General features: G+C 47.5%; 19 protein-coding genes. All 19 read right to left on the bottom strand.

Going from position 1 to position 17,284, the window contains the following annotated elements; genetic code table 11:
• Positions 1-5: 5 nt before the first annotated feature.
• A complete protein-coding gene (gene dnaB, locus HV345_RS25220) occupies positions 6-1,418 on the bottom strand; it encodes a replicative DNA helicase (RefSeq protein ID WP_007372321.1) in 1,413 nt (470 codons plus the stop codon).
• Positions 1,419-1,432: 14 nt separating this feature from the next.
• A complete protein-coding gene (locus HV345_RS25215) occupies positions 1,433-1,801 on the bottom strand; it encodes a hypothetical protein (protein ID WP_007372320.1) in 369 nt (122 codons plus the stop codon).
• The gene (locus HV345_RS25210; protein WP_223307977.1) at positions 1,798-2,307 is read right to left on the bottom strand and encodes a hypothetical protein; all 510 of its coding nucleotides are present in this window, start codon (positions 2,305-2,307) and stop codon (positions 1,798-1,800) included. Before HV345_RS25210 ends, HV345_RS25215 begins: the two co-directional genes overlap by 4 nt.
• 185 nt (positions 2,308-2,492) lie before the next feature.
• Positions 2,493-3,668, bottom strand: coding sequence for a ParB/RepB/Spo0J family partition protein (locus HV345_RS25205; protein ID WP_007372318.1), 1,176 nt, complete (start codon positions 3,666-3,668; stop codon positions 2,493-2,495).
• Positions 3,669-3,826: 158 nt separating this feature from the next.
• Entirely contained in the window at positions 3,827-4,513 is a 687-nt protein-coding gene (locus tag HV345_RS25200) for a hypothetical protein (RefSeq protein ID WP_016241554.1), read from the bottom strand.
• Positions 4,514-4,533: 20 nt separating this feature from the next.
• Positions 4,534-5,283 (bottom strand): hypothetical protein, encoded by a 750-nt coding sequence (locus tag HV345_RS25195; protein WP_181636718.1) that lies wholly within the window; start codon positions 5,281-5,283, stop codon positions 4,534-4,536.
• A gap of 1 nt (position 5,284) precedes the next feature.
• Entirely contained in the window at positions 5,285-5,602 is a 318-nt protein-coding gene (locus HV345_RS25190; protein ID WP_007372316.1) for a hypothetical protein, read from the bottom strand.
• Between the two features lie 641 nt (positions 5,603-6,243).
• Positions 6,244-7,875, bottom strand: coding sequence for an ATP-binding protein (locus HV345_RS25180; protein WP_008786582.1), 1,632 nt, complete (start codon positions 7,873-7,875; stop codon positions 6,244-6,246).
• Between the two features lie 40 nt (positions 7,876-7,915).
• Positions 7,916-8,401 carry a hypothetical protein gene (locus HV345_RS25175; protein ID WP_172745723.1) on the bottom strand — a complete coding sequence of 162 codons (486 nt, stop codon included), beginning with the start codon at positions 8,399-8,401 and terminating at the stop codon, positions 7,916-7,918.
• A 39-nt stretch (positions 8,402-8,440) separates the two neighbouring features.
• Positions 8,441-9,445: a ParB family protein gene (locus tag HV345_RS25170; RefSeq protein ID WP_007372313.1), complete on the bottom strand. Its 1,005-nt coding sequence runs from the start codon at positions 9,443-9,445 to the stop codon at positions 8,441-8,443.
• The gene (locus tag HV345_RS25165; RefSeq protein ID WP_007372312.1) at positions 9,442-10,695 is read right to left on the bottom strand and encodes a ParA family protein; all 1,254 of its coding nucleotides are present in this window, start codon (positions 10,693-10,695) and stop codon (positions 9,442-9,444) included. The genes HV345_RS25170 and HV345_RS25165 overlap by 4 nt, the downstream gene beginning before the upstream one ends.
• Before the next feature lie 663 nt (positions 10,696-11,358).
• A complete protein-coding gene (locus HV345_RS25160; protein ID WP_008786584.1) occupies positions 11,359-11,628 on the bottom strand; it encodes a hypothetical protein in 270 nt (89 codons plus the stop codon).
• A gap of 46 nt (positions 11,629-11,674) precedes the next feature.
• Entirely contained in the window at positions 11,675-12,196 is a 522-nt protein-coding gene (locus HV345_RS25155; RefSeq protein ID WP_007372310.1) for a hypothetical protein, read from the bottom strand.
• A gap of 1,128 nt (positions 12,197-13,324) precedes the next feature.
• Positions 13,325-14,167, bottom strand: coding sequence for an HNH endonuclease signature motif containing protein (locus HV345_RS25150; RefSeq protein ID WP_007372307.1), 843 nt, complete (start codon positions 14,165-14,167; stop codon positions 13,325-13,327).
• Between the two features lie 567 nt (positions 14,168-14,734).
• Entirely contained in the window at positions 14,735-14,899 is a 165-nt protein-coding gene (locus tag HV345_RS25145) for a hypothetical protein (protein WP_007372306.1), read from the bottom strand.
• Between the two features lie 286 nt (positions 14,900-15,185).
• Positions 15,186-15,629 (bottom strand): hypothetical protein, encoded by a 444-nt coding sequence (locus tag HV345_RS25140; protein ID WP_007372305.1) that lies wholly within the window; start codon positions 15,627-15,629, stop codon positions 15,186-15,188.
• A 59-nt stretch (positions 15,630-15,688) separates the two neighbouring features.
• A complete protein-coding gene (locus HV345_RS25135; RefSeq protein WP_007372304.1) occupies positions 15,689-15,967 on the bottom strand; it encodes a hypothetical protein in 279 nt (92 codons plus the stop codon).
• Positions 15,939-16,781 carry a hypothetical protein gene (locus HV345_RS25130; protein WP_007372303.1) on the bottom strand — a complete coding sequence of 281 codons (843 nt, stop codon included), beginning with the start codon at positions 16,779-16,781 and terminating at the stop codon, positions 15,939-15,941. The genes HV345_RS25135 and HV345_RS25130 overlap by 29 nt, the downstream gene beginning before the upstream one ends.
• Positions 16,782-16,822: 41 nt before the next feature.
• Positions 16,823-17,140 (bottom strand): hypothetical protein, encoded by a 318-nt coding sequence (locus tag HV345_RS25125; RefSeq protein WP_016241555.1) that lies wholly within the window; start codon positions 17,138-17,140, stop codon positions 16,823-16,825.
• Positions 17,141-17,284: the final 144 nt, after the last annotated feature.

Raw genomic sequence — 17,284 nt, 5'->3', positions numbered from 1 at the left:
TATGGTCAGTCGTCATCATGATACTCAGGGCCACCATAATTATCAAATCGAGACCATTGACCATTAAATGTGAGACGTACTGTCCCTATAGGCCCGTTGCGCTGTTTACCTATGATAATTTCGGCTATACCTTTCATATCGCTATTTTCGTGATAGACCTCATCACGGTAAATAAACATGATCAGGTCAGCATCCTGCTCAATGGAGCCTGACTCTCGCAAATCTGAGTTTACCGGACGTTTATCGGCACGTTGTTCAAGCGAGCGGTTTAGTTGCGATAAAGCGATTACCGGTACATTCAGCTCTTTTGCCAGTGCTTTCAGAGATCGGGAGATTTCAGCAATTTCCAGAGTTCTGTTGTCAGATAACGACGGTACACGCATCAACTGAAGGTAGTCGATCATAATGAGGCTAAGCCCACCGTGTTCGCGGGACAATCGACGCGCCCGGGAGCGAACGTCCATAGGTGTTAGGCCAGAGCTGTCATCAATGTAAATGTTCTTTTTTTCCAGCAGCAGTCCCATTGTGCCGGATAACCGGGCCCAGTCCTCGTCATCGAGCTGTCCGGTTCGGATGCTGGTCTGGTTGACGCGTGATAGCGATGCCAGTGAGCGCATCATGAGCTGTTCCGTAGGCATTTCCAGGCTGAAAATCATGACGGGCTTATCGTTTGTCAGCGATACATTCTCGCAGATGTTCATTGCAAACGTAGTTTTCCCCATTGAGGGTCTGGCAGCGATAATAATCAAATCCGAGGGCTGTAGACCGGCTGTCTTCTTGTTCACGTCCACGTAGCCGGTATCAACTCCAGTGACCCCGTCATGGGGACGCTGGAACAAGGCTTCAATCTTGGTAACGGTTCTGTCCAGAATGCTGCTGATATTTTCCGGCCCACCGCTTTTATTTCCCCTTTGCTCTGCAATCTGGAAAATCCGGCTTTCTGCAAGATCAAGCAATTCGTCACTTGTCCTACCTTCCGGGTTGTAACCGGCCTCGGTTATTTCGTTGGCAACTTTTATCATTTCCCTGATTACGGCACGTTCCCTGACGATCTGCGCGTAGGCAATTATATTTGCCGCACTGGGCGTATTTTTTGACAGTTCTGCCAGATAGGCGAAACCGCCGAGACTATCCAGCTTACCTTCTCCCTCGTTTTCGATGTGCTCAGCGAGGGTTATCAAATCAATCGGGAATTGATTCGCAACGAGCGATCTCATTGCAGAGAAAATTGAGCGATGCGGTCGAGAACTAAAATCCTGCTCACTAACGATTTCTGCCACATCATCCCATCTCTGGTTTTCAAGCATTAACCCGCCCAGCACGGACTGTTCCGCTTCTATCGATTGCGGAGGGGTTTTTAAGCTGTATTCAGCTGTTTGCTTTGTCTCACCTGTTTCGGTAAACGAGATGTCCGCCATAGTCATAAGTGGCCTCAGAGGTTCTGGAATAGCTTTTGTTTTTGTAATTGTCGTGCGCATTCCGATACCAACTCCGGGTAACTGGATGCTATTGCCTTTAGAATTGCTTCAGAGAGCTCATTCGCTTCATCAGAGCGGCCCACCAGCCTCAGCTCGGCTACTGTACCGGGGTCGCAGTTTGTCAGGTTGGCGCGGGCGTAATTGACTTTCAGCCGCGCCAGAAATTCCACCCCGGGCTTGCGCTTCACCGCGTGGACAGAAAGTGTTTTTCGGCAAAATCGACCAGCTGTACGGCGTTCGTGATGCTCCAGAGCTTTTGCTTCCAGCTCCTGCCCGGCGATAACGGTCACATAGAGGCTACTAATCAACGCCGATACATTCATGCAGCAATCCCCCGCTTATTAGCCAGCGCAACGGTATCCAGAAGTACGAAGTCATCAAGCAGGTTCAGTCCTGCGGGCGTCTTCTGATCACGCCATAGCGCATCCAGTACATCGGTGTCTGGCATTCCCGTTGGGATTAGGCTTAGAAGTTCGGATAACGTATCTACCTGTAGCATGTGGCAGATAGAAGCCAGCATTATTCCCTCTGACGCTTTATCCATAAGACCACCGATCAGAATCTGAATTTCCGGGGTCATAACAAAATGCTCATAATTGGATTTATTGAATCGGCACTGAATGAGTTTATAACCCTTGAACTCAGTAATTAACTCCTGAAGGAATACATGCAGCATATCTGGTTTTGTTTTTCTAATAGCCGCTACCTGCATTGCAATTTTTAAAATGCCATCATCAACTCTTTCGTGCGGGCATCCTGCGGAGGAATAAATACTTTTTGCCTTTTCGAGCCAATTTTGCAGCTCGATATAATTAGTCTGAATATTCAACGCGACCCCCATTGCTATCCAAAAAAGTCTATAACCCTGATATTTTAATGCGCTCCTGTCTATCATCGAAAAATTTAAGGCAGCAAAATGCGGCCATTTATATGTGCAAAAATATGAGCCGGTTTATCCGGCCCATCAGAATGAAAAGGAATTTTATGCAGGTCTGTTAAAGACCTGCTGGGAGGTTAGTACACCGGGTGCAGCTGAGTCTCTTCAGTTTCACCATTCTGCTGGTTAGCGCCATCGGTATCGGCATCAGTCGCATCGTCAGCACCGCCGTTGTTTTCAGCACTATCACCGTCGTTGTCACCATTAGCTTCAGCATCTTCTGCCTGTTTTGCTGATTCCAGTTCAGCCAGGGTAGCCATCAGAGTACGGGCCATTTCAGGAGTCAGGCGTAAGACGACTTCTTCCGGCACGGTTTCCGTAATTTCGATCTGATTTTCATGCTCACCTTCCGGCTGCGGCGGGATCTGGTCGCGCAGCTGGCTCAGGGTTGGCAACAGGCTGTCGAAGGTTTTACGGATAACTTTCGGTTTCAGGCCAGTCTTTTTCTTGGAACTCACGAATTTGGCAGTGACGCGGGTTTTCCCAGCTCCTTCTGCCTTTTTCAGGGATTCCATCAGGACTTCATACGGGTCGCGGTCAGTACCCTGACATTCGTTAATAACGTCAACGGCAACGTCACCAGATACCTTATCTTCTTTCACCAGCATCTTGATGCTGAAGTCAGCGTTTGCCAGCACGATACTGCGGCGAACGGTGACCAGAGAGACACCCAGACGCTGAGCAATCGACTCAATGGTGTGACCCCAGCCAATCAGGCGCTTGAAGCCTTCAGCGCGTTCCACCATCTTCAACTGAAGGGAGTTGGCGCTCTCGATCATGTTGTAGACTTCTTCGTCCTTGCCGCCTTCAAATTCCTCGACGGTGATTTTCTGGAAGCTCGCGCCCTCAGCAATCGCCATCATCAGGCCAGCAAAACGGTGGTGGCCATCAATGATTTTCAGGCGGGTTACGCCTTCCACTACTACTGGTTTAACGCGGATGACAGGCACTGACTGAGGACGTTCCAGATAAGCGTGTTTGAACATTACCGCACGGTCATAATTTACGTCGCGGAGGTTCAGTCCCTCTTCCACAAACAACCAGTACGGGCTCACCGCAAAGACGTTGTTACGCCCGATATCGGCTTCTTCGAACTGTTCCGTATTGCCGCTTTTACGCGCTTTGGTTACGAAATCGCTCAGTGCTCGGAGTGATGATGGCGCTTTGTCTAAGCTGCGCATCAGTACCGCAGCGCCTTCCAGATTTTCCAGGGTACGGCTTTGTTCGAAGATAGCTTTAACGTCGGTGTTCATGGTGTTTCTCCGCTTTAGTTATTGTGTCGCGAGGTTCGTTGCTTGCTGTAAATCCAGTTAAACACACACCAAACAGGTGACGAAGCGTATTTGGGGACAAAATGTCTCTTTTTTTTCGGGTACATAAAAAAGCCCTGTAATCCAGTGATTACAAGGCCTTAGCTCGTAATGATGACATCAAGATGGCGACGTTTTTCGATTTTGACCGCATTTTTCATCAAAATTGTCATCACTTCATTTAGTTTTGAACTCTCCCCTTCCTCATATGAACCCCAAGGTAGGAATGGAGTAGGACTATTGATATTGAATGCAACGCCCGTAGGGCATCGCCATGCAGTTGGCTTCTTTGAGTCAGGTTCCCATTTCACCAGGAGTATTGGCGCGTTACAGTCGATGTCATCGATGGCTGGTATAGCCTCATATAAAAACACTCCCGCATCATCCCCACTGAAGAAAGCTAGATGCTTATACGCGCTGGCAAAAGAGACTACGCCCGCGAAAAGGCCCACAACGATGAGGTTAAGGTTCGATGTTTTGTGACGGATACGTTTTTGCTTCAGGCGAACCATTGTCAGGGCTGACAAGAAGATAGCCACCAGCCCCCCGGCTCCTGCGAACCAAACGGAATTGATTTGCAGGAAGGAAATCAAATCACGATGCTCTCTCTGGTTTTCTTCAAGCATCAACGACACAAAAGTTGTTGTTACTGGCATTGATATCAGGAATATCGTGATCATCACTATTGCAAAAGTCTGTATGGAATAGCGGTCTCTATTTTCCTCTATAACAGAATTAAAGGATAACAGATAAACAAATGTAAATAATAAAATGGAAAGAAGGTACATTGGTTATGCCTTTTTTTGGGTTATCGCTGAATTCTTTTATTTAATTCTGTTCTGAAAAATGCATACAAGAACTGCCACCCATCACCATGAGCCGTTCTGAAATCTTTTTCAGGGAGTACCGGAAAACCAAATTTAAAATTATCTTTTCCAGTGTGGCGCTGGCAAAAGTGCGCAAGCTCATGTGCCACTACGCCTTTGATATGATCCAGTTGATTGATTGAATAAAATGCTCCGATGTCCTTACGCTGCTCTATATGTGCGTACTCATGGTAGCGATAGCGCGGTGTATCACTGTCAGGATAAATGGACGATGGTGAAATAGTGATTGAGCTCCTGCCGCCCCATGAATGTTTGGCACTCCAGTTGACCCGAACTTCAGGCGCAGGGCCGGTGAAACCATATGCCTGTCTATAGAGGTGCAGAAGATACCCTGAATACAGAAAAACAACTTTCTCCGCCGTCATAACGCGAGAAACGCCATAGCGAGCAACTGCCCTATCTCTGGCTGTCAGAACGGGGGTTTTTACCCGTGGGGAGAATAATTTTGTTGGGCTGAATAGCCAGACTTCTGAATCGTCATCAGGCATATCCAGTATCACCTGAATTTCTTCAGGCGACCCAACTCGTAGATGCCACCTTTCAAGATTATCGCCCACTTCATTCAGGCTGATTAAATCATCGGCATTCTCGTAGAATAACCAGATCAGCGTTCCTCGTGGGAGTGCTTTCTCAGCTGTAATATGTGAGAGGATAATTTGACGTGGTGTCATCTTATTCGCCACAGTTCCCGGATGCTTCTATCAGTTTTATTTTTGTTGCTTCTGCCGCCTGCATTTTTTGTTTCATCTTCTCAATGCTAGCGGTCACACGGCGGGCGCACCATTGATACGCTGCCTGACGTGATTCGAAAAACTCATAATCCGCGTGCAGGTAAACTGATGTGCCGTAGGAGACGGACATACGGTAACCCTTCGGCGTTTCATTGATGACTTCCCGTTCTTCTACACAGTTTTCAAACTCAGGGACATAATCCACGAATCGACGACGCAGAATGCAAAACAGCACCTTTATTTGGTTTTCATCAGTCATTTGTTATCCTCGTTATTCTTCTTATTTATCATCAACCTTTCTTAATTGTCGATGCTGAATACGGCGGAGCGGATTTCACGCTTGGCCTGCTGACGGGCGCGGTGTTTGCTTACACGAAGAGATCTATCGTATGCATTGTTTTTACGATAGCCACGCGAGCGGCACAGTGAACAAGTGCAGCCTTCTACTGAATAGAAAATCCCAAACGGTTTCATAAGTATCACCTTTAAGCTTGATAATAATGTTTATCATAGCTGGAGTTATTCAGGTGACGAATAGTTAAGGGGCGCGTTTTGCTTGGGTTTTTACACTATCGTTTATTGAGTCGATGAGGTCGGAAATAGAAAGGAGTTTTCTGCCAAAGAATAGTTTTCGTCTGGCTTCTATTTCGTAGCGGAAGGGTTCAATAATTTCATCTTCATGCATGATTACGAAACGATAGCCGTTATTAAGGAGTTTATGCAGCTTGTTTGTTTTTTTTCTTATGGGACTTAGCTTAAACATTGTTATCAACTTCTCATCATGATCACCTGAATTGTTATAACACAGTTATTTCCGACACGCTGCTGCTTTTGCTGAAGAACTCGGATTGCTTTGGGCTGGGCCAGCAGGTTGTATGCCGGGCGAACCCGGCATCGTTATCACAGGGCTTTTTCTTTTCCCTTTCGTTCTATCCCACGAAACATCGCGCATTTCCGCACAATATCCAGTGTCGGGATGCTACCACTCCCCTGCTCTTTCACGCTCATTCGCAACGTGAGCCGTAGCAACATCTTGATGTCACGTGGTGGAAGTTCTGGGTAAGTGTTTACAAGTGATCTGACCAGTTCATCAGGAATGTTCACGCCAAAGTTCTCACCCATAATCTTCCAGATCTTTTGGGCATCTGATTTCTCCGGCACATCATAGTGAATGATTGCAGCGCATCTTGGTATGATAGCCTCATCGATGTCACTACCCCGGTTGCTTGTCATGAACATCAACCCATCGAAATACTCCAGTGTACGGAGGAACTCCGCAACGATGGCATTTTGAGTCAGTGATGCTCCACGCTGCATGACAAACACATCGGCTTCGTCCAGAAGCAGGACACAGTTCCAGCGTTTAGCCCGGGTCAGAATCGTCCGCAGATTTTTCTCAATGTCATCGGCGTTGGTTCCCAGTGCGCCAGCATGAATTGAGTACAGGGGCCGTTCAATGACCTCTGCATACACTTCAGCAGTTAATGTCTTCCCAAGTCCGGGTGAGCCCACGCACATGATGATGTTACCCGCGCTTTTCCCTTCAACAATATCGCTGGTGAAAGCGCTGATATCCGTGGTCAGTATATCGAGTAAATCACGGTGGTCTTCCGGCAAAACCATCTTTTTTGGCAGTTCTTTATCATACTTGTATGGTTCTACGTTATTGGCATGTATCCAGATAAAGTCTTGCAGCGAGAGATCAAAATAACGCTGCACAGGAATTTCGGGTAAAAGGCCAAACTGGTCATCTTCAAAAAGAGGCGACTCCACTTCTGCACCGTAGGCATCGCACTCACTATCAGGCAAATCGTGTATCAGTTTATGCCCTGCTATTTCCAGATTCCGGTCGCTGTAGCTATACGATTCCATTCTGACAGCCCTGCCGGTTGCTTTAAACTGATTGCCAAATTGCCCGTCGACCACTTCCTTAAACCGCGTTAGTTGTTCCAGGTACTCTTGTTTCAGCTCATGCGTTTCATGGTAGATATCACGGTCGGCCAGTGTCTTAGCGACACTGCGCCGCGCCACCTCATTAGGCTCGAAATTCAGGGCGGTAAGCTGGGTTCCGTAAACCTTTTTGGAGTGCGAATATTCGCCGAACCCATACCAGCTGATTTGTAACAATAGTGATGGGGGACGGTCAGAGTTTTTTTCTGATTTTACTTCTTTTATTGCTGTAACAAGACCGGGGTACAGGTTGCCGTCATGACCGCGTCGGTATATCCAGCCATCAATTCGATTTGACTTCAGATACTGTAGTAACACACGACCGAATGCCGGAAAACTGCTCACAGGCTTATCGAAATCACCTTCCAGTGCAGTGATGATCGATTCAAGAGCTCGTCGATTTTTTGACTCTCCATCACCACGACATGCCTGTAAAAGTTCATTCAGATCATCCCGAGATAAACATAGCGGATCGACGGCAATCTCATCGTCAGAACTACGGTGGCTATAACGATTACGTAAAGCCTCAAATGTTGGGCTTGTGGTAGCTTTTAGTGTTTCTGTTTTTATCGTGAGTGCCATAGCCGTCCTCGTCAGTAATTTACTTTGATATGCCTTAAGTTCACATGGAAGGGGCAACTTCGAACGCATTAGGAACTCTGATCCGCGAGCCTATTTCCAGTTTAATGGTTGCCTTTACGTATTCACCCTCCTTCAGATAGGTGATGTCTTGGTTATGAAATGTTGACTTTTCATGTGTAGCCCACCATTCCATAGAGCTTGGGATTTTTAACGTTAGCCCAAGATGTTCAGTGAGATAGCATACTCCCATGTTTGAGTAGGTCTTAACGGGGTTCGGGTAGAATTGAAAGTTACCCTCTACGAGACAATCAGTACGAGGATCGATGAACGAAAGGAAAACGCTAAAAGTACCCTGACGTTTTAGCTCGGCGTAAGCCTCAAGAATCGTGAAACGCTTTAATGCGTCATTTGAAAACAGGGTTACAATTTTTTCCGAAAGCATAGCCACCTCATGAGCTGTTTTTTTCCTATTATCAACCGGTGTCTCCTCCTGACGAATAGGTTTGCGGCCAAAAAAAAACTGCACCAGGAGGTGCAGTTTCGATAATCAAGCAATGGCGAATTGTTATTTTTCGCTACTCAGTTTATCCGTAATAAATGCTTCAATTTCTGCCATGAGCTCGGTACTCATTCGGTTAAATTCAAAGCGAACTTTACGGCCCGATGCATTTTTGCTGATACGGGCGTATTTGTCCTTATTAGCAAAATTAGCCAGATCACGGGTTTCCCAACTTTTTGCAGGTGGCTTTTGATCGAGTAATTCAACCGCCTTTGTGATCTGCGCCATGACAATTTTCTGCGCTTCCGGGATGTCACTGATGTCCAGATTAGCAATTTCTTCTTTCACCCTATCAACTACATCTGCAAGAATGAAAAGGTTGCTCTCTACGTATTTCTGAAGTTTGGACAACCGGCTGTAGAAGGAGTTTGGTATACCTTCATAATCCGGGAACAGAGCTATCAACGAACCGTCAATACGCGCCGCCTGAATACGTTTAAAGACTGACACATGGCTTATGCCAAGAAAGAGGGCAAGCTCTTCATTTTTGGTGAATCCTTTTTCCTGCATTAGTTCCAGATACTGAAGCCCAACCTCTCGGTATGAGAATCGGCGTGATGTTTGTGCAGCGGTAATAATCGCCTTGATGTCCTCAGCTGATAGATCATCTGGTAGCACCCATAAAGGCAGATCTTTTTGAGCCGCAATACAGCAAAAACGTCTGCGGCTACCTTCAATAAGCAGGTACACGCCATCACGTTTAACGGCAACACCTTCAGTATCAACACCCCTTGACTCAATTTGTTGCAGGATATCTCGTACTGCGTTTGTGGTAAGCGCTTCCTGATTTCGCGGGTTCATTGGGTGAACGGCGGTCTCAGTAGCGACATTTTCAGCTGCTACAGTGACGTGCTCAGCTTCAAGTTTTCGCCCGTTATGAAGGGTAAAGAGTTTCTTAATGCGAGGGGGACTCTTAAGGTTAGCTAACCCGGAACGGTGGCCTACATCGGTTCGCTTTGGCGTATTTAGATAACGCGATTTATCGTTTCCGATATGCTGTTCATCACTCATGCGTTAACTCCTTCCTTCGCTGAAAAACTCTTTATCTCATTAATAAACTGTTGATATACGGACATTACGGATTCTTCGGCAATATCCAGCTGCTTTGGTGAACATAACTCTTCAGATTTCTTAATATCGAGAACCGACCTACCCCGTGACGCAGCTGCTTTGAATGCTTCAGAGTTTTTGATATTGGTTGCCATAAACAGGTCTTGAACGGTTCGAATTAACTTATCGAGGACTATTTTTTCGTATGGGCTTTTATCATCGACGTTAACGGCCAGTACTTTAAACCATTTAATATTTTCACCTTTATTGGGAGACTGACGGAATCGCTCACTGATCGTCAGCATAAAATCAGTTGTGGATGCATAGTCGTATTCTCGCGGAGAAACTGCGACAAGAATACCGTCAGCGGCCTCATCAGCGGCCCAGATAATTGGCGAGTCTTCTGGAGGGGTATCGAAGATAATAAGGTCATACTTAGCTTTCAGGACTGGCATTATCACTTCTTTGAATCGTAGCAACAACTGAGTGCGCTCTTCTTTACTGCACTGCCAGTATTTATCTTTGAATCTCGCATCGGTTGGGAACGCAGTAATTACATCAAGATTTGGCAGATGGGTTGAGAACGGCATATTCTCAATGATTTCAGCCTCAGAGTAACCCATGTCGAGGTATTTTTTATATTCAGAACCTTCTTCATACACGCCCAGGATTGCGTCGATTGCAGTCAGGAATACGTCGTCTTCAGATACGCTTTGAATCATACCGCTACCAATAGAGCCTTGCGGATCCCATTCAATTACTAAAACTCTGGCATTCAACTGGAGATCAAGTGCTGCTGCTACAGCCAGAGCCACTGAGGTCGTGCTTTTTCCTGTCCCACCTTTATGATTCTGAACAATGATTGTTCGGCTCTGGTAGTAATCTCTATAGCGCGGATAACCCAGGGCATCCATAATATTCTGGACATCCCAGCGGGTATAAAGGTGGTTTTTGTTCTGATAAATAGGTTGACCCACCAGCCTTTTTTCTTCGAGATCAGCGAGAATTTTATTGAAGGTAACTCGAGATTTTCCAAAGAAGTCGGAGAGATTTTTTTTATTCAGGCAGTGGTTATAGATAAGGCGATCTACCCCCTCCACACTGTCATCTGATACAGATACCCGGGAAGAAGCCAGTAACGATTCTTTCAATGAAATTTGTTCGGACTTCATGCGTTGCCCGACAAGGGCAATTTTATCTATTAGATTCATTCTCGTCATACCCTCAAACCTGAATTATGAATTTAAACGCATATGCGTATACTTTACGTATAATGCGTAAAATGACGCTCTATGCGTATAATTGTAACGGCAATCAGATTGAGACGCTAACATTCTATTTTGTTTTTTCTTCATTTTGCGATCTCGAAATGCAGTTCAATGACACATCATCTTTCTCTTCTGGCGATTAAGGGGGTTAAGTAATCCACGGGGCGGGCAGAACCCGGAGAGACTGACTGGCGATTAAGGGGGTTAAGTAACCCACGGGTCGGGCAGAACCCGGAGATGCTGGCTGGCGATTAAGGGGGTTAAGTGACCCACGGTACGGGCAGAAACCGGAGAGGCTGGCTGGCGATTAAGGGGGTTAAGTGACCCACTGTACGGGCAGAAACCGGAGAGGCTGGCTGGCGATTAAGGGGGTTAAGTGACCCACGGTACGGGCAGAACCCGGAGAGGCTGACTGGCGATTAAGGGTGTTAAGTAATCCACGGGTCGGGCAGAACCCGGAGATGCTGGCTGGCGATTAAGGGGGTTAAGTGACTTAGCGCTGGAGGATACGCCCTGCAACTATTGGTAAATGAATGACAAGGTTTCCCGTAAGACCCATCAAATAAAAAAGCCTCTGAAGTAGAGGCTCTTGGGTATTCGATATAGTTAGGCTAATTCGTCCGGGTCGTTGATGGCACTAACGAAGAACTCCGTGCGGTAATCATTCCCCCATCCCAACCAGACAGAAGGTGAACCCTCCTTTGCCAACGAACGGTCACCCGTCATGCTGTCCGCTTGGACAGGAACTGTCACGCATTCTTTAATAGTATCGGCCTCGGCAACCAGTCCAGTACTCTGGGTTTCAAATCCGGCAATTACGACAACAGCATCAGGGTCGTGTAGCTGAAGCTGGGCGATAAGCTCTTTAACTTTCATAGTGATCCTCTGCGCTAGAATTATCCAATTCTACCACGCTTGATGGTCAGGCGTATAAGTGCTTACTGTACAGCTCGAAAGCTTCATCATGTTCCAAATCGTCCAGGATAACGATATCAGGGCCATGTTCTTTTTTGATTTGTGCGATGTATGAAGCGTATTGAGCCTGGCTTTTGTAGCCCACTGTCCAAAGTCTACCTTCGCGTAAGACGCAGATTTTCTTGCGGTAAACCTTCTTGAAACTTGATTTAGTTTTCCGGTTACGCTCCTCGTCACTGACAAGCTGGTCGATTACTTCAATCAGGTTTGAGTCTATGAGAAATGGCTTGCCATTGTGTTCGCCAAGGCAGATTGGCAGAAGACCCTTCGCATATGATTCGGCCTGGCGGAACAGCTCTTTTTTTCCTGGTTCGAACAGTACGCGAGTTTCGCCACCATGCCCATCATTATCAGCTGTACCTATGCTCAGCCCGTCGAAGAGGACAGTAGCGTTAAAGCAGACTGTTTCCTGGCTCATGCCAGTATAGATTTTGAGGCCTTTCAATTTGATTCTTGTCTGAGTGTTCATTGTGTGTTCCCCGCTTTCTAATTGTGATTCTATTTTCAATCACCTTGAGCAGGTGACGAAGTGATACGGAGAAATAATTGTTGGGTCGCCTGATAGCCGGGCTGGTGGCAGCCGCAACCCTTAGTCAGTACTTCGGGATCGTAGTTCCGAAAAGCCACAACAGTCTCCACAGCGTTTTGGGGGTGTTAACCCCCATACGCTTTGAGACTTTGCCCTAGCGGGCCGCGAATTCGCCTAATCGCCCCGTGAGGGCTCTATTCGAATTTACATGCCGTGCCTGCTTCGCTTGAGAGCGAAGCTTTTGGACGGCGATTGCCCGCGTGGCGGGCAGACATTTTTACGTGCGCATTGCGCACGATTTTCTTCGGTTACATTACAGGGCTGGCTGGGGATTGGCTTATTGCAATATTCTACAACGAAGCTGGGAACGGCTGGCTGGAACGCGAAGATTTAAATCATACTCTATATCGACTGATATCAACGACGGTATCAGCGGGGTCTGTTGCCAGCTTACAGGTCACTTGACCTTCCTGATCCAGCATCAGTGTCGCGGTTAACGGTTCATTTTGAGCATCGATTACAGTGACATTCACGCGTAACCGTGTTGGAAGCATCATCAGAATTCGCGTAGGGCTCTCTGATAATGACACGTTTCTGGCTTGCAGAACCGCTAAAACACTCTTCATTAACTCTGCTTGGTCGATCATATAGTCACATGCCACTGGATGTATTGGGATGAAATCGTGCCTACCGCAGGGCTACACGAAAGATATAAATCAGTATGACATGCGGGCCGGACTCAAACCATCAATTACTGGAACCAGTCCGAAGATAGCGCTCTGGTTTTTATGCTGTTGAATTTACATAGTTGTTATTTAGTGAATTATTCGTACCTTATCATTCACTGATATCACTTAAATTCAAAGTGAACAGGAGAGGATTGGATTAAAAGTCCATAAAATGTGAATTAAAAGTGCGCTAGGAAATGCGATAAACTGATTGATTTGTTTTGATATGGTTTTTATGTGAATTATCGGTGAGTTACTTGTGTGCTACTTATCTCCATGCTGCTATGCCTTTCCAATAAATAGATTGGATAGGGCAGGGAGATGGAAGAGGGGAGAGGGCTTACTCCGCAGGTGATTTCACTTTAAATTCAAGCCATCTTGCCCCGAGCCTGTTTTTATCCAGATTGTAGAACAACGGTTTTATACAGACCCCTTCATACTCAGGGAACTCTATACCGCTGGCGAAGTGAATCTGTAGTGTATCAGGATCAATACCCATCATGTTTGTGTCAAACAGCCTGTGGAATGTTGGTGATAGCAAAATGCCGTTACTGGCGTTATAGCAGCCTGCTACGGATGTTGGTTCAATATGTGCTGCCTCCAGCACACCGTTGAGGTGTTTGCCCGATACCGCGCACAGGCTTCCGAAATTCTTATCCACCAACTCACGGAACTGAGACTGGACATGCACATCGCGAACGCTAACCTCTCGGCGGAAGCTCGGGGAGCGCATACGGATATCTGCATGGGGGAGGTGACCGCGTGGTAATGGCAATACAGCCGGTTGCTCATCCATTACTGGATTCTGCTCCTCGCAGTAGGTGTCCACGGACTCAATCAAACGGGATGTGTCATTACCAAATCGGCGAGTGAACCAGAGCCTGAAGTGAGCCAACCGTGATGCCGGAATTTTGTTACGTGCGTACTCCTGAGCATTCTCCTTTTCGATTTCAGTATTTAGTAAAGCCAGACGGGCCTGAGAAGCACGAATTTCTTCCTGGACTCTGAGATATCCTGCCAGTAGACAAACTTTGGATTCCTGATGTTCAGGCCGTCGCGGATAACCAGATCCTGTTTCAACCACGCCAAAGGCTTTGTACCGGAACATTCGGGGAAAAAGCGTTAATGCCACCCGGTTGTTACGACGAACGAGGGAACGAATCAGATTGGTTATCTTCCTCATGTTCTGAATAGTGCGGGGAGAAAAGAACGCGGCGTATTACCTCTGCTCTATCTATTCCCGACATTATCCCTCTGCGAATGACACCACGGAGGTGAGCATTATGTCTTGCCCCGCTTACTAGGCCGAACTCACGGGACAAACTGACATACTCTTTCAGGAGGTGATGCTTAGGGTCGGTAAACGCCTCTGGAGGAATCACCTGATATGCAACTGACGAAAGTATACGGAAAGTCAGTTCAGATGCTGTCCAGCCCTCACGCCGAAGCCGAATAATTGTTATAACGAGATCATCGATACCAGGCATATCCGGTTCGATATATAGGGACATCAGAGTGTCGTTCATTCCGGGAGGAAGGCTAGCAGAGTGTGACGGGTTGCTCATAGGGTAAGGTACTGATCGGACGTAGAAGAAGCGCTTATGTTACGGAATTCGCTCTGGTGGGTTTTAGCTCCAGTGGCGAACGCTGGAACTACGGGTAAAAAAATCCCCGGTTTACCGGGGAAGTTAACAACTACCTCCAGAAGGGTTGGAGGCAAAGCCGGTTGGGCGACCGGCCACAGGGAATGCTACGGCTTAATGCCGAGTACTACACCGCCATAGACCAGGTACATCACGATGGCGAACAGCATGAAGAAATGGGTTACCGGGTGCGCCAGCGCGGCTGCTGCCGCATTGCTTGCGCTGAGCTTCAGTGAGCCAAAAGAGTGATTACGAACAGCTTGTGCTTTCATGGGTCGCTCCTGATAACGGGTTACATGTTGTGGCTTCTGTATCCAGTATCTGGTGAGTGACTCAGGTGACGAAGAAAACCAGGGCATAAAAAGCCCTGTATTTTCAGAAAGATAATATCGGTTTCGTTTTGTGTTGTGCTTGCTATTCCGGGCATAAAAAAACCGCCTGGTGAACCAGACGGCTTTGGGATAAACAGGCTTTACACAGACAGGTCAGTGGATCATTTAAGTCACTTAACCCCCTTAATCGCCAGTGTATTGCCACCAGCAGTACGTGGTCTAACGCTTAAATATCGTAGCGACCTTCTTTGATTTGCTGGAGCTGTTCAGCCAGCACCTTCGCCAGTGGTTCGGCTTCTTCTTCATCATCAAGATTGTCGATGAGCGTCAGATTCGACTCACCCGCACGGCGGGCATAAACCCCATACGCTCGCTGGCCGGAGATATCGGTGACCGAAGTCTGAGAGTGATCGCAGATGATATTGCCGTGACGGTCTACCGGCCCGAAGCTGATGGCTTCATAATCCGCATCGTGGCCCAATGGTAAATCGCGCAAAACAAACAGGCGTAATGGGAGAACGTCGTACTCAGCACCACATTTTGCTGCCACATCCAGATCGTTAATTTCACGGAGAAAATCTTTCGCTACCACCGAGTCAGAATGCATCCGGTAAATGGTCGATGCGGCCCAGATTGCACCAGCATAAAATTGTGATTCTTCTTTTGTCATTTAGCACCTGCTCTTATTGTCATGGGTATGCCGGTCGAACGGTATCCCCGTGCAGACCGTCAGTAAACGGTTATTTCCTTTGCGCAGCAGTCGCATTGGTATTCGTTGATACCACCAGTTGCGACCCAGTTTATTGCGCCGCAGCGGCAACTCAACAGCTGGCGCATACCAGGAGCAAGTGCCCGCTCTGAAAACGACTCAACCGGGACTTCGCCCGGGTAGTAGTAACCTTTTATCAGCTTGCTGCGTGAATGCCCGTCAGTGTCGGTGTAATGCAGATACACCTTCCGGGTATAAATCATACCCGAGTCAGTGCCGAACTGCGTTTTCAGAAGCATACATATCCTCCAGACGCTGAATACATTGTTGTGCGGCCTTATCAAGTAGTTCAGCCGTGGGTTCATCATAGATGCCACGTACCAGCAGACCAAATATTTCCGGGTCTACAGACAAATCGTACATGCATACGCGAACGCCAAGCGCTGTACGTAGCGCATAGACATGGCGGTTAGGCTTTCCGCCGATACCGGTGACTGACGCGACATTTTCAAAATTACCAGGGTTAACCAGGTTAATCACGGGGCACGATATACACTCAGGGATCCGCTTCAGAGCCACAGCATCCAGATACAGGCTGTGGCCCACTTTCAGGTTTTTTGGCAACGCTTGCAACGGCATGGCTTCGAGGGCCAGATTTTCTTCAAGATGCAGGTTATCCGGCAAAGTGGTAATACGGGTGTTTGACAGCATCATACTGCCAGCTACTTTCAGCGTATCCGGCAGATAGGCGATATCAGTACACATGATGTCCAGAACGCGGCCCACCGTCAGATTTTCCGGCAGATACTTAAGACGTGAAGAATTCGCCATGAGCGTACCGGTAATGGTCAGGTTGTCAGGGAGAGATTCCAGCTCAGAGTAGCTGATAAACAGATTGCGGGCCACCAGCCCGGCAGGGATGCTATGAATGCCCGACAGAATGGTCAGGGTGTTCGTCACGGTCAGATTCGCGGGAATATAGTCGCAGGGAATTGCCGGATCTTCTGGCTCAAGCGTAAACCCGACACGAAGATCGCCTTCAACGATGATTCGTCCGTCCTGAAGGGTAAAGGCCACACCATTCGCTGCCAGTTTATCAATGAAGTCTGTCATATCGGTTTCCTTTTAATGGCCCGACGAGCCGGGCCGGAGGTTCAGAGTTTGCTGACAAAGTTCTGCTGCGTGAACAGGTACATATCGTCCTGCTCATTGAACATGCACAGATTTTCGAGGATGCGCTTTTCAATCCAGACGACCGGCTTTTCACGCATATCCTTCGCGAGCGAAAAGGTGTTTCGCAGCCGGGTAATGCGGTGCTGATCATTGATTGCCTGGTGAATTGCGGCCTTTGACGCTGCCGCCTGCTTTTTTACGTTGTTGCGGGCACACCATAATTCGCCACTAGCGGCTGATGCCCGCGCTGCTGGCTGACGTGAGGAGTCCAGTTGGTCATAACGTAAGAGATTCGGCATGATGCCCCCTGTCATAGTTTTGTCGTTATTGACCTATTATCTGGCAGGTGGGGCTGGTGACGAAGGGCGCTGAGGTTGTCTGATGGTTAAAAGATTGCCGTTAGTGTTCCATATGGTATAATTGAATTACCAAATGGGAGGGCT

The organism is Citrobacter sp. RHBSTW-00986 (genome assembly GCF_013783065.1).
Lineage (GTDB): Bacteria > Pseudomonadota > Gammaproteobacteria > Enterobacterales > Enterobacteriaceae > Citrobacter > Citrobacter braakii.
This window is presented reverse-complemented; position numbering and strand designations above follow the sequence as displayed.